The organism is Pseudomonas sp. PAGU 2196, assembly GCF_022179005.1.
In the GTDB taxonomy this organism is placed as follows: domain Bacteria; phylum Pseudomonadota; class Gammaproteobacteria; order Pseudomonadales; family Pseudomonadaceae; genus Aquipseudomonas; species Aquipseudomonas kermanshahensis.
Map to the genome: position 1 here is coordinate 90234 of NZ_BNTL01000016.1, position 21798 is coordinate 112031.

The 21798-nt window shown below is 63.4% G+C and carries 22 protein-coding genes; 14 read left to right on the forward strand and 8 right to left on the reverse strand.

Going from position 1 to position 21798, the window contains the following annotated elements:
* The 3 genes from ngg (at position 1) to MFF34_RS15850 (ending at position 3413) form a co-directional block, all read left to right on the forward strand.
* Positions 1 to 1746, forward strand: a complete 1746-nt coding sequence (ngg, locus tag MFF34_RS15840) for an N-acetylglutaminylglutamine synthetase (protein WP_238215178.1) — start codon at positions 1 to 3, stop codon at positions 1744 to 1746.
* 100 nt (positions 1747 to 1846) lie between these two features.
* Positions 1847 to 3031 carry an osmoprotectant NAGGN system M42 family peptidase gene (locus MFF34_RS15845; protein ID WP_238215179.1) on the forward strand — a complete coding sequence of 395 codons (1185 nt, stop codon included), beginning with the start codon at positions 1847 to 1849 and terminating at the stop codon, positions 3029 to 3031.
* A gap of 154 nt (positions 3032 to 3185) precedes the next feature.
* A complete protein-coding gene (locus MFF34_RS15850; RefSeq protein WP_027595929.1) occupies positions 3186 to 3413 on the forward strand; it encodes a YheU family protein in 228 nt (75 codons plus the stop codon).
* Positions 3414 to 3418: 5 nt separating this feature from the next.
* On the opposite strand, the gene csrA is transcribed toward MFF34_RS15850, so the two are convergent.
* Both csrA and MFF34_RS15860 read right to left on the reverse strand, forming a co-directional pair.
* Positions 3419 to 3607, reverse strand: coding sequence for a carbon storage regulator CsrA (csrA, locus tag MFF34_RS15855; RefSeq protein WP_238215180.1), 189 nt, complete (start codon positions 3605 to 3607; stop codon positions 3419 to 3421).
* Between the two features lie 120 nt (positions 3608 to 3727).
* Entirely contained in the window at positions 3728 to 4537 is an 810-nt protein-coding gene (locus MFF34_RS15860) for an SDR family oxidoreductase (protein WP_238215181.1), read from the reverse strand.
* 206 nt (positions 4538 to 4743) lie between these two features.
* Between MFF34_RS15860 and MFF34_RS15865 the strand changes: the two genes are divergently transcribed.
* A complete protein-coding gene (locus MFF34_RS15865; RefSeq protein ID WP_003252624.1) occupies positions 4744 to 4896 on the forward strand; it encodes a DUF3309 family protein in 153 nt (50 codons plus the stop codon).
* A gap of 68 nt (positions 4897 to 4964) precedes the next feature.
* Here the strand turns inward: MFF34_RS15865 and MFF34_RS15870 are convergent, their stop codons facing one another.
* The 3 genes from MFF34_RS15870 to MFF34_RS15880 all read right to left on the reverse strand — a co-directional run bounded on the left by MFF34_RS15870 (position 4965) and on the right by MFF34_RS15880 (position 8039).
* Positions 4965 to 6629 carry a cation acetate symporter gene (locus MFF34_RS15870; protein ID WP_027595926.1) on the reverse strand — a complete coding sequence of 555 codons (1665 nt, stop codon included), beginning with the start codon at positions 6627 to 6629 and terminating at the stop codon, positions 4965 to 4967.
* A complete protein-coding gene (locus MFF34_RS15875) occupies positions 6626 to 6937 on the reverse strand; it encodes a DUF485 domain-containing protein (protein ID WP_027595925.1) in 312 nt (103 codons plus the stop codon). The genes MFF34_RS15870 and MFF34_RS15875 overlap by 4 nt, the downstream gene beginning before the upstream one ends.
* A gap of 241 nt (positions 6938 to 7178) precedes the next feature.
* The gene (locus MFF34_RS15880; protein ID WP_099428543.1) at positions 7179 to 8039 is read right to left on the reverse strand and encodes a glycine betaine ABC transporter substrate-binding protein; all 861 of its coding nucleotides are present in this window, start codon (positions 8037 to 8039) and stop codon (positions 7179 to 7181) included.
* 196 nt (positions 8040 to 8235) lie between these two features.
* Between MFF34_RS15880 and MFF34_RS15885 the strand changes: the two genes are divergently transcribed.
* Positions 8236 to 9801, forward strand: a complete 1566-nt coding sequence (locus MFF34_RS15885) for a beta (1-6) glucans synthase (RefSeq protein ID WP_238215183.1) — start codon at positions 8236 to 8238, stop codon at positions 9799 to 9801.
* A gap of 127 nt (positions 9802 to 9928) precedes the next feature.
* Here MFF34_RS15885 and MFF34_RS15890 read toward each other — a convergent pair whose 3' ends face one another.
* Positions 9929 to 10297, reverse strand: a complete 369-nt coding sequence (locus tag MFF34_RS15890) for a hypothetical protein (protein ID WP_099453208.1) — start codon at positions 10295 to 10297, stop codon at positions 9929 to 9931.
* Positions 10298 to 10488: 191 nt separating this feature from the next.
* Here MFF34_RS15890 and MFF34_RS15895 point away from each other — a divergent pair, with 191 nt between their 5' ends.
* Positions 10489 to 11787 (forward strand): serine/threonine protein kinase, encoded by a 1299-nt coding sequence (locus MFF34_RS15895; RefSeq protein ID WP_238215185.1) that lies wholly within the window; start codon positions 10489 to 10491, stop codon positions 11785 to 11787.
* 73 nt (positions 11788 to 11860) lie between these two features.
* Positions 11861 to 12604: a VacJ family lipoprotein gene (locus MFF34_RS15900; RefSeq protein ID WP_374707410.1), complete on the forward strand. Its 744-nt coding sequence runs from the start codon at positions 11861 to 11863 to the stop codon at positions 12602 to 12604.
* Positions 12605 to 12720: 116 nt separating this feature from the next.
* Here MFF34_RS15900 and MFF34_RS15905 read toward each other — a convergent pair whose 3' ends face one another.
* The gene (locus tag MFF34_RS15905; protein ID WP_238215187.1) at positions 12721 to 13869 is read right to left on the reverse strand and encodes a patatin-like phospholipase family protein; all 1149 of its coding nucleotides are present in this window, start codon (positions 13867 to 13869) and stop codon (positions 12721 to 12723) included.
* A gap of 127 nt (positions 13870 to 13996) precedes the next feature.
* On the reverse strand, positions 13997 to 14932 hold the full coding sequence (locus MFF34_RS15910; protein WP_238215189.1) for a lipid A biosynthesis lauroyl acyltransferase: 936 nt from the start codon (positions 14930 to 14932) through the stop codon (positions 13997 to 13999).
* A 111-nt stretch (positions 14933 to 15043) separates the two neighbouring features.
* On the opposite strand from MFF34_RS15910, the gene minC reads away from it, so the two are divergent.
* From minC to MFF34_RS15945, 7 genes are all read left to right on the forward strand, one after another.
* Entirely contained in the window at positions 15044 to 15796 is a 753-nt protein-coding gene (gene minC, locus MFF34_RS15915) for a septum site-determining protein MinC (protein ID WP_027595917.1), read from the forward strand.
* A 99-nt stretch (positions 15797 to 15895) separates the two neighbouring features.
* Positions 15896 to 16708 carry a septum site-determining protein MinD gene (minD, locus tag MFF34_RS15920; protein WP_027595916.1) on the forward strand — a complete coding sequence of 271 codons (813 nt, stop codon included), beginning with the start codon at positions 15896 to 15898 and terminating at the stop codon, positions 16706 to 16708.
* Positions 16709 to 16711: 3 nt separating this feature from the next.
* On the forward strand, positions 16712 to 16966 hold the full coding sequence (gene minE, locus MFF34_RS15925; protein WP_003252572.1) for a cell division topological specificity factor MinE: 255 nt from the start codon (positions 16712 to 16714) through the stop codon (positions 16964 to 16966).
* A 152-nt stretch (positions 16967 to 17118) separates the two neighbouring features.
* Entirely contained in the window at positions 17119 to 17754 is a 636-nt protein-coding gene (locus tag MFF34_RS15930) for an RluA family pseudouridine synthase (protein ID WP_238215191.1), read from the forward strand.
* Between the two features lie 153 nt (positions 17755 to 17907).
* Positions 17908 to 19197 (forward strand): M18 family aminopeptidase, encoded by a 1290-nt coding sequence (locus MFF34_RS15935; protein ID WP_027595914.1) that lies wholly within the window; start codon positions 17908 to 17910, stop codon positions 19195 to 19197.
* 144 nt (positions 19198 to 19341) lie between these two features.
* Positions 19342 to 19509: a hypothetical protein gene (locus tag MFF34_RS15940; RefSeq protein ID WP_167334464.1), complete on the forward strand. Its 168-nt coding sequence runs from the start codon at positions 19342 to 19344 to the stop codon at positions 19507 to 19509.
* 44 nt (positions 19510 to 19553) lie between these two features.
* A complete protein-coding gene (locus tag MFF34_RS15945) occupies positions 19554 to 21707 on the forward strand; it encodes a mechanosensitive ion channel family protein (RefSeq protein ID WP_027595913.1) in 2154 nt (717 codons plus the stop codon).
* Positions 21708 to 21798: the final 91 nt, after the last annotated feature.

The window sequence follows — 21798 nt, forward strand, 5'->3', positions numbered from 1 at the left end:
ATGAAAGCCCACGAAATCGCCTACGGCCAGCGCCTGCTGCGCGGCCAGGCACCGTCCTACGAGCGTTTGCAGGCGCGCCTGGCCGGCGATGGCAGCGAGCCCCACGACCAGCCACGTGCCGTGCACTGTGGTTGGGGCCGGCTGCTGATCGGCCATACCTACCCAGACCCCGTCTCACTCGCCGAGGAGCTGCTGGACGAGCGCCCTGGCGAGCGCGACATTGCCCTGTACGTGGCCGCGCCGCAGCAGGTACTGGCGCAGGCGCCGCAGCAGTTGTTTCTCGACCCCTCCGACACCCTGCGCCTGTGGTTTACCGACTACCGCCCGGCGCAGCGGGTGTTTCGCGGTTTTCGCGTGCGGCGGGCGCAAAACCTGGGGGACTGGCAGGCGATCAATACCCTTTACCAAGCGCGCGGCATGTTGCCGGTCGACCCTGACCGGCTCACGCCACGTCACCTCGGCGGCCCGGTTTACTGGCTGGCCGAGGATGAAGACAGCGGCGCGGTGATCGGTAGCGTCATGGGCCTTAACCATGCCAAGGCGTTCGATGACCCCGAGCACGGCAGCAGCCTGTGGTGCCTGGCCGTGGACCCGCACTGCACCCGCCCTGGCGTGGGTGAAGTGCTGGTGCGCCACCTGATCGAGCACTTCATGAGCCGTGGCCTTGCCTACCTGGACCTGTCGGTGCTGCATGACAACCGCCAGGCCAAGCGCCTGTACGAGAAACTCGGGTTTCGCAACCTGCCGACCTTCGCCGTCAAGCGCAAGAACGGCATCAACGAACGCCTGTTCCTCGGCCCCGGCCCTGAAGCAGGGCTTAACCCTTATGCACGGATCATTGTCGACGAGGCGCTGCGCCGCGGTATCGAAGTGCAGGTCGAAGACGCCGCAGGCGGGCTGTTCACCTTGAGCCTGGGCGGGCGTCGCATTCGCTGCCGTGAGTCGCTAAGCGACCTGACCAGCGCCGTGACCATGACCCTGTGCCAAGACAAGTGCCTGACCCAGCGAGCACTGAGCAATGCCGGGCTGCGTGTACCGGCGCAGCAACTGGCGGGCAACGCCGACGACAACCTGGCGTTTCTCGACGAGCATGGCGCGGTGGTGGTCAAGCCGGTGGATGGCGAACAAGGCCAAGGGGTGGCGGTGAACCTCACCTCCCTCGACGAACTCACCCAAGCAGTGGCCCACGCCAAGCAGTTCGACAGCCGTGTACTGCTGGAGAGCTTCCATGCCGGCCTTGACCTGCGCATCGTGGTGATCGGCTTTGAAGTGGTGGCAGCTGCCATACGCCACCCGGCCCAGGTAGTGGGTGATGGCAAGCACGACATCCGCGCACTGATCGAAGCCCAGAGCCGCAGGCGCCAGGCCGCGACCGGCGGTGAAAGCCGCATCCCGCTTGACGATGAAACCGAGCGCACCCTGCGTGCGGCGGGGCTGGGCTATGACGACGTGCTACCTGCCGGCCAACGCCTGGCGGTGCGGCGTACTGCCAACCTGCACACCGGCGGCACCCTTGAGGACGTGACCGAGCGCCTGCACCCCGTGCTGGCCGATGCGGCGGTGCGCGCGGCGCGGGCGCTGGAAATTCCGGTGGTGGGGTTGGACTTCATGGTGCGTGATGCCGAACAGGCGGAGTACGTGATCATCGAGGCCAACGAACGCGCCGGCCTGGCCAATCATGAACCGCAGCCGACGGCTGAGCGGTTCATCGACTTGTTGTTCCCGCATAGCCGGGGATTGGCGTAAATCAATGATGGCCCTTTCGCGGGGCAAGCCCGCTCCCACAGGTTTCAGGTTTACGTGTGGGAGCGGGCTTGCCCCGCGAATAGGCCAGTAAGGAGTACCCATGTCCGAACACCACCCCGAACCCGATCTCGACTACCTCAAACGCGTCCTGCTGGAGATGCTCGCCATCCCCAGCCCCACCGGCTTCACCGACACCATCGTGCGCTACGTGGCCGAACGCCTGGATGAGTTGGGCATCCCCTTCGAGCTGACCCGTCGTGGCACCATCCGCGCCACCCTCAAAGGCCGGCAAAGCTCACCCGACCGCGCCGTTTCCGCGCACCTGGACACCATCGGCGCCAGCGTGCGTCAGTTGCAGGACAACGGCCGCCTGGCGCTGGCGCCGGTGGGTTGCTGGTCGAGCCGCTTTGCCGAGGGCAGCCGGGTCAGTGTGTTCACCGACACCGGTGTGTTCCGCGGCAGCGTGTTGCCGCTGATGGCCAGCGGGCATGCGTTCAACACCGCCATCGACCAGATGCCTATCAGTTGGGACCACGTCGAAGTGCGCCTGGATGCCTACTGCGCGACCCGCGCCGATTGCGAAGCCCTGGGGGTCTCGGTCGGCGATTTCGTCGCCTTCGACCCGTTGCCAGAGTTCACTGAAAGCGGCCACATCAGCGGCCGCCACCTGGACGACAAAGCGGGTGTAGCCGCATTGCTGGCGGCGCTCAAGGCAGTGGTGGAAAGTGGCCGACAGCCGCTGATCGACTGCCACCCGCTGTTCACCATCACCGAAGAAACCGGCTCCGGCGCGGCAGGTGCCCTGCCCTGGGACGTCAGCGAATTCGTCGGCATCGACATTGCCCCGGTAGCGCCAGGCCAGGCCTCCAGCGAGCATGCGGTGAGCGTGGCCATGCAGGACTCTTCGGGGCCTTACGATTACCACCTGTCGCGTCACCTGCTGAAGCTGGCCGGCGACCACGATTTGCCGGTCAGGCGCGACCTGTTCCGTTACTACTTCAGCGATGCCCACTCGGCGGTGACGGCGGGGCATGACATCCGGACCGCGCTGGTGGCGTTTGGCTGCGATGCCACGCACGGTTACGAGCGCACGCATATCGACAGCCTGGCGGCGCTGAGCCGGTTGCTGTCAGCGTACTTGTTGAGCCCACCGGTGTTTGCCAGTGATTCGCAGCCGGCCAATGCCTCGCTCGAGCGCTTCAGCCATCAGCTGGAGCACGATGCGCAGATGGAGAGCGATACGCGGGTGCCGGCGGTGGATAGCCTGGTTGGGAATAAAGGCTGATAGTTTGGGGCTGCTGCGCAGCCATCGCGACGCAAGGCCGCTCCTACACGGTCCTTGTGGGAGCGGCCTTGCGTCGCGATGGGCCGCACAGCGGCCCCAAATGCACGAACGTTTCGCGTAGCATGCCCACACTCAACCCCCAGAATCGCCCGCCATGCTAATCCCCTACGACCAATTGCAAGCCGACACCCTGACCCTGCTGATCGAGGACTTCGTCACCCGCGACGGCACCGACAACGGCGACGACACCCCCCTCGAAACCCGCGTATTGCGGGTGCGCCAGGCATTGGCCAAGGGCCAGGCGTTCATCCTGTTCGACCCGGAAAGCCAGCAATGCCAGCTCTTGGCCAAACATGATGTGCCACGCGAGCTGCTCGACTGACGCCCTCACGCGCCACGCGCCTTGCGCACCTCGCCCTCCTTGATGCGCTTGTACACCTCGGCGCGGTGCACCGGCACCTCGCGGGGCGCACTCACCCCAAAACGCACCATCCCGTCCCGCGTCTCGACCACCATGATGCGGATGTCATCGCCAATGGTGATGACTTCGCCTACTTCGCGCCCTATTACCAGCATGATCCGATCCTCCAGCGTAAGGGAAAACCGGAGACTGCCTCGGGTACTTAAGGCTACTCAATAGCTCCAGGGCAATTCAGAAGCAACCTACATCAGTGGGTAATTTCCCCTACAGACAGATCATCGCGCATGCGCCTTGGCACGCATTTTCACCGCCATGTCGGCCATCTCGTCATACAGCCGCTCAGGTGCCTCGCGCTTGAGCTGCCACGCCTGGCGCCCGGCCTCGTGGGGCAAGATCAGAAACTCGCCGGCAGCCACTTGCCGGTGGATGTACTCGGCGATATCGACCGCGCTGATCGGCGAGCCCTCCAGCAGCTTGCCGACCTGGGCCTTCATGGCCGGGTTCGGGCCACGGAACGAATCCAGCAGGTTGGTCTGGAAGAACGACGGGCACACCACGTGCACCGCCACCTGCACTTGGCGCAATTCCACCAGCAGGCTTTCCGACAGGGCCAGCACACCGGCCTTGGCGACGTTGTAGTTGCTCATGCCCGGGCCCTGCATCAGCGCGGCCATCGAGGCGATGTTGATGATCCGCCCTTGGCTGCGCTCCAGCAGCGGGAGGAAGGCCTTGCAGCCCTTGACCACGCCCATGAGGTTGACCGCGATTTGCCAGTCCCAGTCCTCAAGCGACAGTTCGGCGAAGAAGCCGCCCGAGGCGACGCCGGCGTTATTGACGATCACATCGATGCCGCCAAAGCGCTCTTCGCAGGCCTGGGCCAGCGCCGTGAGCTGGCTGTAGTCACGCACGTCACAGCGCTGGATAAACCCTTCGCCACCGGCTTCCCGGGCCAGTTCCAGCGTTTCGCGCAGGCCGGCCTCGTTGACATCGGCCAACGCCAGGCGCCAGCCTTCGCGTGCCCAGCGCAGGGCGATCTCGCGGCCGAGGCCGGACCCGGCGCCGGTGATCATGATGCGGTTTTGCATGGTGGCAGGCCTTGTGCTGATGGGTTGTCAGGCGAGTCTAATCAAGGCGTTGCCGTGAGGGAGGGTTCATCAGGGTAGTGAATGAAAGGGCATGACCAAGCGGTCAGTACCGAACAAATGGAATCTTTAGCCAAGCGCACCGGTCCGATTTAACAAGAGGCCAGCAGTCCGAGGCCCTTGACCCCTAACCACGCAAGGACTCCGCCATGACCACGATCCTCATCATCATCCTGATCCTGCTGCTGATTGGTGGCTTACCCGTCTTCCCACACTCGCGCAGCTGGGGCTATGGCCCTTCCGGCATTATCGGCGTGGTGTTGGTGATTCTGCTGGTGCTGTTGCTGCTAGGCATGATCTAGCCGTCCAAGCATAAAAAAACCGCGATACGGGCATCACCCGTATCGCGGTTTTTTTTATGCCTCAGCGGTCAGTGCGAAACCGCACCGGAAGCGCCCAGGCCGGTTTGCGAACGCACAAACTGCGGGAAGAACAGCGCACGTTCGTTCTCAGCCGCCTTGGACTTGTCGGTGACCGAGAAGAACCAGATACCGACGAAGGCAATCAGCATCGAGAACAGCGCCGGGTACTCGTACGGGTAGATCGCCTTCTCGTGGCCGAGGATCTGTACCCAGATGGTTGGGCCAAGGATCATCAGGCCCACTGCACTCACCAGGCCCAGCCAGCCGCCGATCATGGCGCCGCGGGTGGTCAGTTTCTTCCAGTACATCGAAAGCAGCAGTACCGGGAAGTTGCAGCTGGCAGCAATCGAGAACGCCAGGCCCACCATGAAGGCGATGTTCTGCTTCTCGAACAGGATGCCCAGGCCGATCGCCAGCACGCCGAGGGCGATGGTGGTGATCTTCGACACGCGGATCTCGTCCTTGTCGTTGGCCTTGCCCTTGCGCCATACGCTGGCGTACAGGTCGTGGGACACCGCCGAGGCACCGGCCAGGGTCAGGCCAGCAACCACCGCCAGGATGGTGGCGAAGGCCACCGCCGAGATGAAGCCCAGGAACACGCTGCCACCCACGGCATTGGCCAGGTGCACCGCGGCCATGTTGTTACCGCCCAGCAAGGCGCCTGCGGCGTCCTTGAAGTCCGGGTTGGTGCTGACCAGCAGGATCGCGCCAAAGCCGATGATGAAGGTGAGGATGTAGAAGTAGCCGATGAAGCCGGTGGCGTAGAGCACGCTCTTGCGCGCTTCCTTGGCGTCACTGACGGTGAAGAAGCGCATCAGGATGTGCGGCAGGCCAGCGGTACCGAACATCAGCGCCAGGCCCAGGGAGAACGCCGAGATCGGGTCCTTGACCAGGCCGCCAGGGCTCATGATCGCCTCGCCTTTGGCGTGCACCTTGATGGCTTCGGAGAACAGGGTGTTGAAGTCGAAGTTGACGTGTTTCATCACCATCAGTGCCATGAAGCTGGCACCGGACAGCAGCAGCACGGCTTTGATGATCTGTACCCAGGTGGTGGCCAGCATGCCGCCGAACAATACGTACAGGCACATCAGGATACCGACCAGGATCACCGCCACGTGGTAGTCGAGGCCAAACAGCAGCTCGATCAACTTACCGGCGCCGACCATCTGCGCGATCAGGTAGAACGCCACCACCACCAGCGAGCCGGAGGCCGACAGGGTACGGATTTCTTTCTGCCCGAGGCGGTACGAAGCCACGTCGGCGAAGGTGTACTTGCCCAGGTTGCGCAGGCGTTCGGCGATCAGGAAGAGGATGATCGGCCAGCCGACCAAAAAGCCGATGGAGTAGATCAGGCCGTCGTAACCCGAGGTGAACACCAGGGCGGAAATCCCCAGGAACGAGGCCGCCGACATGTAGTCACCGGCAATTGCCAGACCGTTCTGGAAGCCCGTGATCTTGCCGCCGGCTGCGTAGTAGTCCGCCGCCGATTTGTTGCGTTTGGACGCCCAGTAGGTGATCCCAAGGGTGAAGGCGACGAAGGCCACGAACATGGCGATCGCCGACACGTTCAGCGGCTGTTTCTGCACCTCGCCGGTCAGGGCATCGGCGGCCCACACGGCGGGTGCGAAAACGCCGCAGGCCAGAACGGCCAGGGCTTTGGCGTGGCGAATCATTGTTGCGCCTCCTTCAGGATGGCCTTGTTCAGCTCATCGAACTCACCGTTGGCACGGCGCACGTAGATGGCGGTCAGGACAAATGCCGAAACGATCAGGCCGACGCCCAGGGGGATGCCCCAGGTAATCGACGACTCTGGGCTGAGCTTGGCGCCCAGTACATGAGGACCGTAGGCGATCAGGAGGATGAAGGCGCAGTAGAGACCGAGCATGATCGCCGAGAGAATCCAGGCGAACCGTTCGCGTTTTGTAACCAGCTCCTTGAAGCGCGGGCTGTTTTGTATCGAGAGGTAAATGCTGTCGTTCATTGTTTTTGTCCTAGCAGCACAGATAGGGGATGAAACCCACACCCTCACTTTATGCTGCCGTTGGACGCCAACCAGACGACCTTAGTCTTAGATGCAACAGTGTTTTACCGATTAAGTAACAAAACACCTGTAGGAGCAGCCTTGTGCTGCGAAGAGGCCGGTACAGATTGCCCCGTTTTTCTGGGGCTGTACCGGCCTCTTCGCAGCACAAGGCTGCTCCTACAGGTGAGCGTGTTGCCGGTTACTTACCGGTCCACTCTTTGACCCGGTCCGGGTGTTTGGCCACCCAGTCCTTGGCCGCCGCTTCAGGCTTGGCGCCTTCCTGGATCGCCAGCATCACTTCGCCGATCTCGTCCTTGGATTGCCAGCTGAACTTCTTGAGGAACTCCGCCACTTCCGGCGCCTTGGTCGCCAGTTCCTTGCTGCCGATGCTGTTGACGGTTTCGGCAGCGCCATACACGCCTTTCGGGTCTTCGAGGAACTTGAGCTTCCACTTGGCGAACATCCAGTGCGGCACCCAACCGGTCACGGCAATAGACTGCTGCTTGGCATAGGCACGGCCCAGTTCGGCGGTCATCGCAGCGCCGGAACTGGCCTGCAGTTTGTAACCTGTCAGGTCGTAGTCTTTGATGGCCTGGTCGGTCTTGAGCATTACGCCGGAGCCGGCGTCGATACCGACGATCTTCTGCTTGAAGCTGCTGTCGGTCTTGAGGTCGGCGATGCTTACCGCCTTCACGTATTCAGGGACGATCAGGCCGATCTTGGCATCCTTGAAGTTGGCACCGTAGTCGACCACGTTGTCTTTGTTCTTGGTCCAGTACTCGCCGTGGGTCACGGGTAACCAGGCCGACAACATCGCATCGAGCTTGCCGGTCGCCACGCCCTGCCACATGATGCCCGTGGCCACGGCTTGCAACTTCACGTCGTAGCCGAGCTTCTGCTTGATCACTTCGGCGGCCACGTTGGTGGTCGCCACGCTGTCGGCCCAACCATCCACGTAACCAATGCTTACTTCTTTGGCCATTGCCTGTGCAGCGCTCATGGCCATTACCAGGGCGGTGCCCACACCCAGGAAACGTCGCATCTTGTTCAAAGTTGCCATCAAAGCATCCCCTCGTCAGGTCTCGGAGATTGCATCATCTTCCTGCAACAACTTGTGACCTGCTCCCTGTACGACATGTAACCAACCATAGGCGACAGCACTGTGCCATTAGCGCCATGGGCTCACGCCAGTCTGCGCGATCCTTGCATGCCAAAGGTTTGGCGCCGGGCTACTATCTACCCTTTTGCGCCTGACGATGGACCGCCCGATGCCCAGCCACACCCGCCTGCACCTGCCGTTGTACCTGCTAGCCTGCCTGCTTGCCCTGATCGGGCTGGCAACGCTCTGGTACGGGCTTGGCAAGCCGGTGCACCTGCCCGATGCGGCCAGCCCCACGCACAAACTGCAGTGCGCTTCTTACACCCCTTTCGACAAGGACCAGTCGCCGTTCGACCAGCCGTTTCGCCTGCGCCCGGCGCGCATGGATGCCGACCTGGCCTTGCTGGCCGAGCGTTTTCAGTGCATCCGCACCTATTCGATGACCGGCCTTGAGGCGATACCGCAGCTGGCACGCAAACATGGCCTGAAGGTGATGCTCGGTGCCTGGGTCAACGCCAACCCGGTGGACACCGAGAAGGAAGTGGACCTGCTGATCGCTGCCGCCAACGCCAACCCCGATGTCGTCAGCGCGGTGATCGTCGGCAACGAGGCGCTGCTGCGCAAGGAAGTCACCGGCACGCGCCTTGCCGAGCTGATCGCCAAGGTCAAGCGCCAGGTCAAGGTGCCGGTGACCTATGCCGACGTCTGGGAATTCTGGCTGCAACACCCCCAGGTGGCCCCGGAGGTGGATTTTTTGACCATCCATTTGCTGCCTTACTGGGAGGATGACCCGCGCGGCATCGACGATGCCTTGGCCCATGTCGCCGATGTGCGCCGTGAGTTCGGGACGCGCTTTGCGCCCAAGGACATCCTGATCGGCGAGACCGGCTGGCCCAGCGAAGGCCGCCAACGGGAAACCGCCGTGCCCAGCCGGGTCAACGAGGCGCGCTTTATCCGTGGCTTTGTGACGATGGCCGAAAGCAATGGCTGGCGGTACAACTTGATCGAGGCCTTCGACCAGCCGTGGAAGCGCGCCAGCGAAGGCGCCGTGGGCGGCTACTGGGGGCTTTACGATGCCGACCGGCAGGACAAAGGCGTGCTCGAAGGGCCCGTCAGCAACCTGCACTACTGGCCGCAGTGGCTGCTGGCCAGCGCGGTATTGATGCTGGTCATGCTGTTGATGGCCGGGCAACCCGCTACCCCCATGGTGGCCCTGCTGTTGCCGCTGCTGGCAGCGTTTGGCGCGGGTTGCCTGGGGCTGTGGGGCGAGCTGATGCGCAGCCACGCACGCTTTGCTGGGGAGTGGCTGTGGGCCGGGCTGCTGGCGGCGCTCAACCTGCTGGTGCTGGCCCACGCCGCCCTGGCCTTGGCCCGCCGCGTGGGCTGGCGTGAGCGTATTTTTGCCTGGCTTGAGGCCCGTGCTGGCTGGCTGTTGCTTGCAGCGGGCTTTGCGGCGGCGGTGAGCATGCTGGCGCTGGTATTCGACCCGCGTTACCGCAGTTTCCCTACAGCTGCACTGGCGTTGCCGGCAGTGGTTTACCTGGTGCGGCCGGTGCTGGCGCGGCGGGCCGAGGTGGCATTGCTGGCGTTTATCGTGGGGGCGGGGGTGGCGCCGCAGTTGTTTCTGGAAGGGCTGGAGAATCAGCAGGCCTGGGGGTGGGCGGTGGTGAGCGTGTTGATGGCCGCGGCGTTGTGGCGGAGCTTGAGGCTGCGTGCGGGTTGATATTGCCGGGTCCGCTGCGCGGCCCATCGCCGGCAAGCCAGCTCCCACAGGTATCGCGCTGGTGTCAGGGTCTGCGCTGTACCTGTAGGAGCCGGCTTGCCGGCGATGGGCTGCCAAGCAGCCCCTATCAGCCGCGCTGCGGTTGCCGCACCAGCCGCAACCCGGCCAGCACCACGGCAAACACCGCAATACTGGCGGTATACAGCACCAACGCCGGTATCGCGAACACCAACGCCAGGCCCGCCAGCCACCACCCAACCCGACCCGCAACCACCTGCGCCACCAGCGCCAGACCAAGCCCACTCCAGGCGATGACCTGAAAATGAATACCCAGCCCCAGCAGGGAGCGCACCTGGCACTGCCAGAACGCCTCGGGCGCCGCACACAGCCCCACCCACTGCGCATCTTCCATCAACCCATAACGCACGCCATAGCTGGCGGCCAGCCACGCAGGCAGAAATAACAGCAAGGCAATGACCGGCAGCGAACGAGACATCCAGTTCTCCAATAGCGGAAATCGAAATCGTGCATGATCGCCCAAGGCCGGTTGTAAGGCAAAATCACCTTCCTGCAGCTATGGTGCAGATAACAAGCACACCAAAGACCACCGCACTTGGCAACTTTGCCCATATTGCCGTGGTCCTAGAATGCACACTGCAACACCTTGTATTTCTTTTTGGGGGTTACATGCATCGATCTTTGCGCCTCGCTGCCCTGCTCGGCGGCCTGCTCTTGGCTGTGGCCGCTTCGGCGCGGGATATCGACGCCGCGAGCTATGGCTACCCCTTGACCAACCCGTTCGAGGCGACCATCGCCACCACGCCGCCGGAGCAACGCCCGACCTTGCCCAGCGATGAGGACATCGACCAGGACGACTACAGCCTCAACCTGCGCCCCGAACGTGAATTCAGCTTGCCCGACAACTTCTGGGCCGTAAAAAAACTCAAGTACCGCCTGGCCCGTCAGGACCACAAGGCGCCGCTGATCTTCCTGATCGCTGGCACCGGTGCCCCTTATTCCAGCAGCATCAACGAATACCTGAAAAAGCTGTACTACCAAGCCGGCTACCACGTGGTGCAACTGTCCTCGCCCACCAGCTACGACTTCATGAGTGCGGCCTCGCGCTTCGCCACCCCGGGTATCAGCCAGGAAGACGCTGAAGACATGTACCGGGTGATGCAGGCCGTGCGCGCCCAGCACCCGCGTTTGCCGATCAGCGAGTTCTACCTCACCGGCTACAGCCTCGGCGCGCTGGACGCGGCGTTCGTCAGCCACCTGGACGAGACCCGGCGCAGCTTCAACTTCAAGCGTGTGCTGCTGCTCAACCCGCCGGTCAACCTGTACACCTCGATCAACAACCTCGACAAACTGGTGCAAACCCAGGTCAAGGGCATCGACCGCAGCACCACGTTCTACGAGCTGATGCTCACCAAGTTGACCCGTTACTTCCAGGACAAGGGCTATATCGACCTCAACGAAGCCCTGCTGTACGACTTCCAGCAGTCGCGCCAGCACCTGTCCAACGAGCAGATGGCCATGCTGATCGGCACCTCGTTCCGCTTCTCGGCAGCCGATATCGCCTTTACCTCCGACCTGATCAACCGCCGCGGCCTGATCATTCCACCGAAGTTCCCGATCACCGAGGGCAGCAGCCTCACGCCGTTCTTCAAGCGTGCCCTGCAGTGCGACTTCGACTGCTACATGACCGAGCAGGTGATCCCGATGTGGCGCGCCCGCACCGATGGCAACAGCATCCTGCAGTTGGTTAACCAGGTCAGCCTGTATGCGCTGGAAGACTACCTGCGCGACAGCCCGAAAATTGCCGTGATGCACAACGCCGACGACGTCATCCTCGGCCCAGGCGATATCGGCTTCTTGCGCAAGGTGTTCGGTGACCGCCTGACCCTTTACCCCCATGGCGGCCATTGCGGCAACCTCAACTACCGCGTCAACAGCGACGCCATGCTGGAGTTCTTCCGTGGTTAACAAACTCCTCTTCGCCACTGCCCTGCTCGTCGCTGGCAACGCCCTGGCCGCGGAGGTCGCACCGCGCGCCAGCGTGGTCGAGGCCGACCCGCAGGTTACCGCCGCGCCGCTGCCACCGGAGGCCGATGGTTTCATCGACCCGTTGCGGGCATTGAAATTCAACCCAGGCCTGGACCAACGCGAGTTCGAACGCTCCACCCTGGAGGCACTGAACGTCTACGACCCACTGGAATCAATCAACCGGCGCATCTACCACTTCAACTACCGCCTCGACCAATGGGTGCTGCTGCCCGTGGTGAGCGGCTATCAGTATGTAACACCGCGTTTCGTGCGCACCGGGGTGAGCAACTTCTTCAACAACCTCGGCGATGTGCCGAACCTGTTCAACAGCGTGTTGCAACTGAAAGCCAAGCGCTCGGCGGAAATCACCGCACGGTTGATGTTCAACACGCTGATCGGGGTCGGTGGGCTGTGGGACCCGGCGACCAAGATGGGCCTGCCGCGCCAAAGTGAAGACTTTGGCCAGACCCTGGGCTTTTATGGTGTGCCGGACGGGCCGTACCTGATGCTGCCGGTGCTGGGCCCCTCGAACCTGCGCGATACCACCGGGCTGGTGGTGGACTATGCGGGCGAGCAGGCGGTCAACTTCCTCAATGTGCCGGAAACCAGTACCGATCACCCGGAAATCTTTGCCCTGCAGGTGGTGGACAAGCGCTATACCACCAAATTCCGCTATGGCCAGCTCAACTCGCCGTTCGAGTATGAGAAGGTTCGGTATGTGTATACCCAGGCGCGCAAGCTGCAGATTGCTGAGTAAATAGCTGCTGGCCTCTTCGCGGGCAAGCCCGCTCCTACAGGTACCCCACTGCGCTCAAGCCAGCTGATACCCCTGTGGGAGCGGGCTTGCCCGCGAAGAGGCCAGCACTGCTTGCATCAAATCCCCAGAAACTGCTCCAGTTCGCGCCGCTTGACCAAAGCATCCCTGCGCCCCAGCTCGATCAGCTCACTGCAATAACTCGCCTCGAACAGCAAATAACTCAGCACCCCCGCCCCACTGGTCCGCGTCGCCCCCGGCCCACGCAAGAACAGCCGCAACGCCGCCGGCAATTCACGCCGGTGCCGCGCAGCGATTTCGTCCAGCGGCTGGCTGGGCGCCACCACCAACACCTCCACCGGGGCCAGCCCCAGGCGCCGTGCATCCAGGTGGGCGGGCAGCAAGTGGCTGAGGTGGTTGAGCCGCTGCAGCAGTTCGATATCGTCTTCCAGGCTGTCGATGAAGGTGCTGTTGAGCATGTGCCCGCCAATCTGCGCCAGGCTCGGCTGCTGGCCACTGAACACTCGCTGGGTGGGCCGCGGCGGCGATGGCCGCTGCGGGTTGCCGCTGACCCCGACCACCAGCACCCGGCTGGCCCCCAGGTGCAACGCCGGGCTGATCGGTGCCGACTGGCGCACCGCGCCGTCACCGTAGTACTCGTCGCCCAGCCTGACCGGCGCGAACAACAGCGGGATCGCCGCACTGGCCAGCAAGTGGTCGATGGTCAACGGCGTGGGTACGCCGATGCGGCGGTGACGCAACCACGCCTCAATGGTGCCGCGGCCCTGGTAGAAGGTCACCGCCTGCCCCGACTCGTAGCCGAATGCAGTCACCGCCACGGCGCGCAGTTGTTCGGTGGCCAGGGCGTGGCCGATGCCGTCCAGGTTCAGGTGCGCTTGCAGCAGGCCGCGCAAGGGGCTGCTGTCGAGCAGCGCCACCGGTGCGTGGCCACCCAGGCCCAACAGGCTATGGCTGACGAAGCGGCTGGCCTGGCGGATTACCCCCGGCCAGTCGCTGCGCAGCACCAGGTGGCTGCGAAAGTTTTGCCAGAAGGCGGTGAGGTTGCGCACGGTTTCAGTGAAGTGGGTAGCGCCGCTGGCGAGGGTGACCGCATTGATGGCGCCAGCCGACGTGCCGACAATGACCGGGAAGGGGTTGGGCGCGGCCGGAGGCAGCAGTTCAGCGATGCCGGCCAATACGCCGACCTGATAAGCGGCACGGGCGCCGCCGCCAGAGAGGATCAGACCGGTTACCGGAGGTGGGGCCATGGCATCCTTCCTGTAGGAGCAGCCTTGTGCTGCGAAGAGGCCGGTGCAGCCCTAAAGCTAATGGGCAGCATTCCCCGGCCTCTTCGCAGCACAAGGCTGCTCCTACAAGGGGAGGCCGGGGCTGGCATCAGCGTTTCTTCTTGTCATACAGCCTAGGCGCACCCTCGGGCCGCGACTTGAAGCGCCGGTGCGCCCACAGGTACTGCTCGGGGCACTCACGCAACACACCCTCGATCCACTGGTTGATGCGCAGGCAGTCCGCTTCTTCACTCTCCCCGGGGAAGTCCGCCAGCGGCGGATGGATTACCAAACGATAGCCGCTGCCATCTTCCAGGCGTTTCTGGGTAAAGGGGATGACCTGTGCCTTGCCCAGGCGGGCGAACTTGGTGGTGGCGGTCACGGTCGCCGCCGGGATACCAAACAACGGCACGAACAGGCTCTGCTTGGCGCCGTAATCCTGGTCGGGCGCATACCAGATTGCCCGGCCCGAACGCAGCAGCTTGAGCATGCCGCGTACGTCTTCACGCTCCACCGCCAACGAGTCGAGGTTGTGCCGCTCACGGCCGCTGCGCTGGATGAAGTCGAACAGCGGGTTGCCGTGCTCGCGGTACATGCCATCGATGGTGTGCTGCTGGCCCAGCAGCGCGGCGCCGATTTCCAGGGTGGTGAAGTGCACGGCCATCAGAATCGCGCCCTGCCCTGCCCGCTGGGCAGCCTGCAGGTGCTCGAGGCCTTCGATATGTGCCAGGCGCGCCAACCTGGCCTTGGGCCACCACCAGCTCATGGCCATTTCGAAGAAAGCGATGCCGGTGGAGGCGAAGTTGGCCTTCAACAAACGCTGCCGTTCGTCGTCGGACATTTCAGGGAAACACAGTTCAAGGTTGCGCGCGGCGATGCGTCGACGCTCGCCGGCAACCCGGTACATCACTGCGCCCAGGGCAGTGCCGACCCACAGCAGGGCCCGGTAAGGCAGCTGGACGATCAGCCACAGCAGGCCCAGGCCCAGCCACAGGCCCCAGAATCTGGGGTGAAGGAAATAGGGGCGAAAACGCGGGCGTTCCATTGAAGCTTCCGGAAAGACAAAGGCCGCGCATTCTACAACGGATCAGCGCATGTTGCGGGCAACGGGTGTTCTCGTTATAAGTCAGGGCACTTTTTTCGCAACAAGCCGTCTATGCAGACCATGAGCCTAAACCAGACCCCCGACACCGCCTCCGTGTTCCAGCTCAAGGGCAGCATGCTCGCCATCACTGTGCTGGAACTGGCGCGCAATGACCTTGAAGCCCTCGACCGCCAATTGGCGGCCAAAGTCGCGCAGGCACCCAACTTTTTCAGCAACACGCCGCTGGTGCTGGCGCTGGACAAGCTGCCGGCCAGCGAAGGCGCCATCGACCTGCCCGGCTTGATGCGTATCTGCCGCCACCATGGCCTGCGTACCCTGGCGATCCGCGCCAACCGCATCGAGGACATCGCCGCGGCGATCGCCATCGACCTGCCGGTGCTGCCGCCGTCCGGCGCGCGCGAACGGCCGCTGGAGCCCGAGCCTGAGGTGAAAAAGCCCGAACCGGCGCCGGCGCCTGCAGCCGAACCGGAAATCCGCCCGACCCGCATCATTACCTCGCCGGTGCGTGGCGGCCAGCAGATCTACGCCCAAGGCGGCGACCTGGTAGTGACTGCGTCGGTCAGCCCGGGTGCGGAACTTCTGGCCGATGGCAACATCCATGTGTACGGCGCCATGCGCGGCCGCGCCCTGGCGGGCATCAAAGGCAACACCAAAGCACGCATTTTCTGCCAGCAGATGACGGCGGAAATGGTCTCGATCGCGGGCCAGTACAAGGTCTGCGAAGACCTGCGCCGCGACCCGCTGTGGGGCTTCGGCGTGCAAGTCAGCCTGTCTGGTGACGTGTTGAACATCACCCGTCTTTAACGGATACTTGCCGTCATTTTTAGAGCAACTTTTTTACCTGTTGCCGTTTTTTGCATATTGCTGGGACACCTGTCCCGACTTATTTAGGGGTGAAACACCTTGGCCAAGATTCTCGTCGTTACTTCCGGCAAGGGGGGTGTGGGCAAGACCACCACCAGCGCCGCCATCGGCACCGGCCTCGCACTGCGCGGCCACAAGACAGTCATCGTCGACTTCGACGTGGGCCTGCGTAACCTCGACCTGATCATGGGCTGCGAGCGCCGCGTGGTGTACGACTTCGTCAACGTGGTCAACGGCGAAGCCAACCTGCAGCAAGCCCTGATCAAGGACAAGCGCCTCGAGAATCTGTACGTCCTGGCCGCCAGCCAGACCCGCGACAAGGACGCGCTGACCCAGGAAGGCGTCGAGAAAGTGCTGATGGAACTCAAGAATGACTTCGAGTACGTCATCTGCGACTCCCCGGCCGGTATCGAAAAAGGCGCGCACCTGGCGATGTACTTCGCCGACGAAGCCATCGTCGTGACCAACCCTGAGGTTTCCTCGGTACGTGACTCGGACCGCATGCTGGGCATCCTGTCGAGCAAGTCGCGCCGCTCCGAGAACGGCGAAGAGCCGATCAAGGAACACCTGCTGATCACCCGCTACCACCCTGAGCGCGTCGAGAAAGGCGAGATGCTGAGCATCGACGACGTTACCGACATCCTCGCGATCAAGCTCAAGGGCGTGATCCCCGAGTCCCAGGCAGTGCTCAAGGCTTCCAACCAGGGCATCCCGGTCATCCTCGACGACCAGAGCGATGCCGGCCAGGCCTATAGCGATACCGTCGACCGTCTGCTGGGCAAAGAAAAGCCCCTGCGGTTCATCGAAGTGCCGAAGCAAGGATTCTTCGCGCGCCTGTTTGGAGGCAAGTAAACCATGAACCTTTTTGACTTCTTTCGTGGCAGACAGAAACAGACCAGCGCGTCGGTGGCGAAAGAGCGTCTACAGATCATCGTGGCGCATGAGCGCGGCCAGCGCAGCGAACCGGACTACCTGCCGGCACTGCAGAAAGAACTGCTCGAAGTGATCCGCAAGTATGTGAACATCGGCAACGATGATGTGCACATCGAGCTGGAAAACCAGGGCAGCTGCTCGATTCTGGAGCTGAACATTACCTTGCCTGATCGCTGATCCGGCTGAAAGTTGGGGCTGCGTAGCAGCCCTTTCGCGGCACAAGGCCGCTCCTACAGGGGACTGCGTGATCTCTGTAGGAGCGGCCTTGTGCCGCGAAAGGGCCGCAACGCGGCCCCAATGGTTTTCCCCGATTTAACCGAGACCACGCAATGCCGCTGTCAAACGTCCAGATCCTCCACGAAGACGCCGCCATCCTGGTGGTCAACAAGCCAACCCTGCTGCTGTCGGTGCCCGGCCGTGCCGATGACAACAAGGACTGCCTGATCACCCGCCTGCAGGAAAACGGCTACCCCGATGCGCTGATCGTGCACCGTCTGGACTGGGAAACCTCCGGCATCATCCTGCTGGCCCGCGATGCCGACAGCCACCGCGAGCTGTCGCGCCAGTTCCACGACCGCGAGACCGAAAAGGCCTATACCGCCCTGTGCTGGGGCCAGCCGGCGCTGGACAGCGGCAGCATCGACCTGCCCCTGCGCTACGACCCGCCAACCAAGCCACGGCATGTGGTAGACCATGAGCAAGGCAAGCATGCCCTGACTTTCTGGCGCGTCCTGGAGCGTTGCGGCGACCACTGCCGGGTCGAGTTGACGCCGATTACCGGGCGCTCGCACCAGCTGCGCGTGCACATGCTTTCGATCGGCCACCCGCTGCTGGGTGACCGCTTGTATGCCAACCCTGAAGCCTTGGCGGCCTATGACCGGTTGTGCCTGCATGCGGCAATGCTGTGCTTTACCCACCCGGTCAGCGGGGAGCGGTTGAAGTTCGAGTGCCCGGCACCGTTCTGATGACGCGAGGGCTTAGCGGGCCCTTTCGCGGGGCAAGCCCGCTCCCACAGGGTTTGTGGGGTACCTGTGGGAGCGGGCTTGCCCCGCGAAGAGGCCGACACAATTTGTGATCTAACTGCGTTAAACTCGCGCCACTGCTGTCTGGAGTGAGTTATGCGCGAAGCACTGAACACTGGCCTGATCGATTTCCTCAAGGCCTCCCCCACGCCCTTCCATGCCACCGCCAGCCTGGCCCAGCGCCTCGAGGCCGCCGGCTATCAGCGCCTGGACGAGCGCGACAGCTGGTCAACGGTGCCGGGTGGTCGGTATTACGTCACCCGCAACGACTCCTCGATCATCGCTATCAAACTGGGCAAGCAAGCGCCCCTGCTTGGCGGTATCCGCATGGTCGGTGCCCACACCGACAGCCCGTGCCTGCGCGTCAAGCCGCAACCCGAACTGCAGCGCCAAGGCTTCCTGCAGCTGGGCGTCGAGGTTTACGGCGGTGCGCTGCTGGCACCGTGGTTCGACCGCGACCTGTCCCTGGCCGGCCGGGTCACCTTCCGCCGTGACGGCAAGGTCGAAAGCCAGCTGATCGACTTCAAGCTGCCCATCGCGGTGATCCCCAACCTGGCGATCCACCTCAACCGCACCGCCAACGAAGGCTGGCAGATCAACCCGCAGAACGAGCTGCCGCCCATCCTGGCCCAGGTCGCCGGCGACGAGCGCATCGACTTCCGCGCGCTGCTCACCGAACAGCTGGCCCGTGAGCACGAGCTCAACGCCGACGTGGTGCTGGACTACGAGCTGAGCTTCTACGACACCCAGGATGCCGCGCTGATCGGCATCAACCGCGACTTCATCGCCGGTGCCCGCCTGGACAACCTGCTGTCGTGCTATGCCGGCCTGCAAGCGCTGCTGGCTGCCGACAGCGACGAAACCTGCGTGCTGGTGTGCAACGACCACGAAGAAGTTGGCTCGTGCTCGGCCTGTGGCGCCGACGGCCCCATGCTCGAGCAGACCTTGCAACGCCTGCTGCCCGAGGGTGACAGCTATGTGCGGACCATTCAGCGCTCGCTGATGGTGTCGGCTGACAACGCCCATGGCGTGCACCCCAACTATGCCGACAAGCACGACGGCAACCACGGGCCCAAGCTCAACGCCGGGCCGGTGATCAAGGTCAACAACAACCAGCGCTACGCCACCAACAGCGAAACCGCCGGGTTCTTCCGCCACCTGTGCATGGCCGAAGAAGTACCGGTGCAGAGCTTCGTGGTGCGCAGCGACATGGGTTGCGGCTCGACCATCGGCCCAATCACCGCCAGCAACCTGGGTGTGCGCACGGTCGATATCGGCTTGCCAACCTTTGCCATGCACTCGATCCGCGAGTTGTGCGGCAGCCATGACCTGGCGCACCTGGTGAAAGTGCTGACCGCGTTCTACCGCAGCCGCGACCTGCCGTAACGCCATCGTGTAGGAGCAGCCTTTCGCTGCTCCCACACAAGGCAAAAAAGGCAGCGCGTCCGGCCACCTTGCTCAAGGTCAACCCGCTTCGCCTGCTACCCGCTATGCTTGTTACATGGCCCCACTGCAAAAGGATTGCTGTCCATGTCCCCCTTTCTATCCCTGTTCGTGCCGGTGTTTCTGTTCCTGCTGCTGCTGACCATCGGCTTCAGCCTGCGCGAGCGCAACATCGGTGTGCTAATGATGTGGATCGGCACACTGGGCATCTTCGGCCTCACCTGCTGGAAGATCCTGGAGAAACTGCCCACATAAACCTCTACACTCGGTCCATCGTTTGACCTGAGGTAGATTTCCCGGTGCCTGCCCTTCTGCGTTGCCTGTCCCTGCTGCTGTTATTGTTCATCACCCCGGTTCAGGCCGCGGGCCTGCCGAGCCTGCTCGGCTCCAGCGCGCCTGCGCAGCCTGAGGCCACCGAGCCACTGGGCAAGTCGCTGGACGAGGTGATCAAGAACCTCGAAAACGACCAGCAACGCGCCAAGTTGCTGGCCGACCTGAAAAAACTGCGCGACGCCACCAAGCAATCACAACCCACCGTCGAACAGGGCGTGCTGGGCCTGATCGGTGGTGCTTTGCATGACTTCGAACAGCAGTTCAGCGGCGATGCCAGCCCCTTCCACCGCTGGGCGGCGGAGATCGAGCAAGCCCAGGCAGAACTGACCGAACTGGTGGTCCCGGTGCACCAGTGGCCGGCGATCCTGTTCGGCTTTGCCGCGATCATCGCGGTCTGGAGCCTGCTGGCATACGCCTTCAACTGGATTGGCCACCGGGTACGGCTACGCTTCGGCCTCACCGAAGAGCTGCCCCAGCACCCGCGCACCTGGGACCTGGTGCGCTTCGCCCTGCGCAAGCTCGGGCCCTGGCTGGTGGCCTTGGTGTTCACCGTGTACCTGAGCTTCGCCCTGCCCTCGTCGCTGGGCAAGTCGATGGCCATGGTGCTGGCGTATGCGTTGGTGGTCGGCACCTGCTTCTCGGCCATCTGCGTGATCGCCTTCTCGCTGCTCGACGGCCCACACCGCCACCGCGCCCTGCATATCCTGCGGCACCAGGCCTTCCGCCCGCTGTGGCTGATCGGCAGCTTTGCCGCCTTCGGTGAGGCCATGAGCGACCCTAGACTGACCGTCGCCCTCGGCACCCACCTGGCCCATGCCTTGGCCACCTTGGCCAACGTCATCGCGGCGATCTGCACCGGGCTGTTCATCCTGCGGTTCCGCCGCCCGATCGCCCACCTGATCCGCAACCAACCCTTGGACCGACGCCTGACCCGGCGCACCCTGAGCGACACCATCGAGATCCTCGGCAGCTTCTGGTTCGCGCCCGCGTTGATTCTGGTGGGTATTTCGCTGTTCGCGACCTTCGTCTCGGCCGGCGACACCAGCACCGCGCTGCGCCAGTCGTTGATGTGCACGGTGCTGGTGGTGGTGTGCATGGTGCTCAACGGCCTGGTGCGCCGCCACGCGGCCAACCCCAAACGCGCCAACAAGCGCCAGGCGGTGTACACCGAGCGCTTGCGCAACTTCGCCTATGCCCTGGTGCACCTGTTCATCTGGCTGCTGTTCATCGAGCTGGGGCTGCGCGTGTGGGGCTTGTCGATGATCACCTTCGCCGAAGGCGACGGCCACGAGGTGAGCCTGCGCCTGCTGGGCCTGGCCGGCACGCTGATCGCCGCCTGGCTGGTGTGGATCCTGGCCGACACGGCCGTGCACCACGCCTTGGTGCGCTCGCGCCGCGGGCTGGCCAACGCCCGCGCGCAAACCATGATGCCGCTGATCCGCAACGTCATGTTCGTGGCCATCTTCATCATCGCGGTGATCGTTGCCCTGGCCAACATGGGCATGAACGTCACCCCGCTGCTGGCCGGTGCCGGTGTGATCGGCCTGGCCATCGGTTTTGGCGCCCAGTCCTTGGTGGCCGACCTGATCACCGGGTTGTTCATCATCATCGAGGATTCGCTGGCCATCGACGACTACGTGGATGTCGGCGGGCACCTGGGGACGGTCGAGGGCCTGACCATCCGCACCGTGCGCCTGCGCGACATCGACGGCATCGTGCACACCATCCCGTTCAGCGAAATCAAGAGCATCAAGAACTACTCGCGGGAGTTCGGTTACGCGATTTTCCGCGTGGCGATCCCGCACAGCATGAACATCGACCAGGCCATCACGCTGATCCGCGAGGTGGGGCAGAAACTGCGTAACGACCCGTTGATGCGCCGCAATATCTGGTCGCCACTGGAGCTGCAGGGCGTAGAGAGTTTCGAGTCGGGCTCGGCGATTTTGCGGGCCCGCTTCAAGACCGCGCCGATCAAGCAATGGGAAGTGTCGCGGGCGTTCAACCTGGCGTTGAAGCGCCAGCTGGATGAAGCGGGGCTGGACCTGGCGACGCCGCGGTTGTCGGTGCAGGTGGTGACGGCGGGCGGTGGCGGGATGAGCGAAACCAGCTCGTCCAGTTAGGGCCTCTTCGCGGGCAAGCCCGCTCCCACAGGATCACCACAGCGTCGAATACTGTGAGGCTCCTGTGGGAGCGGGCTTGCCCGCGAAGAAG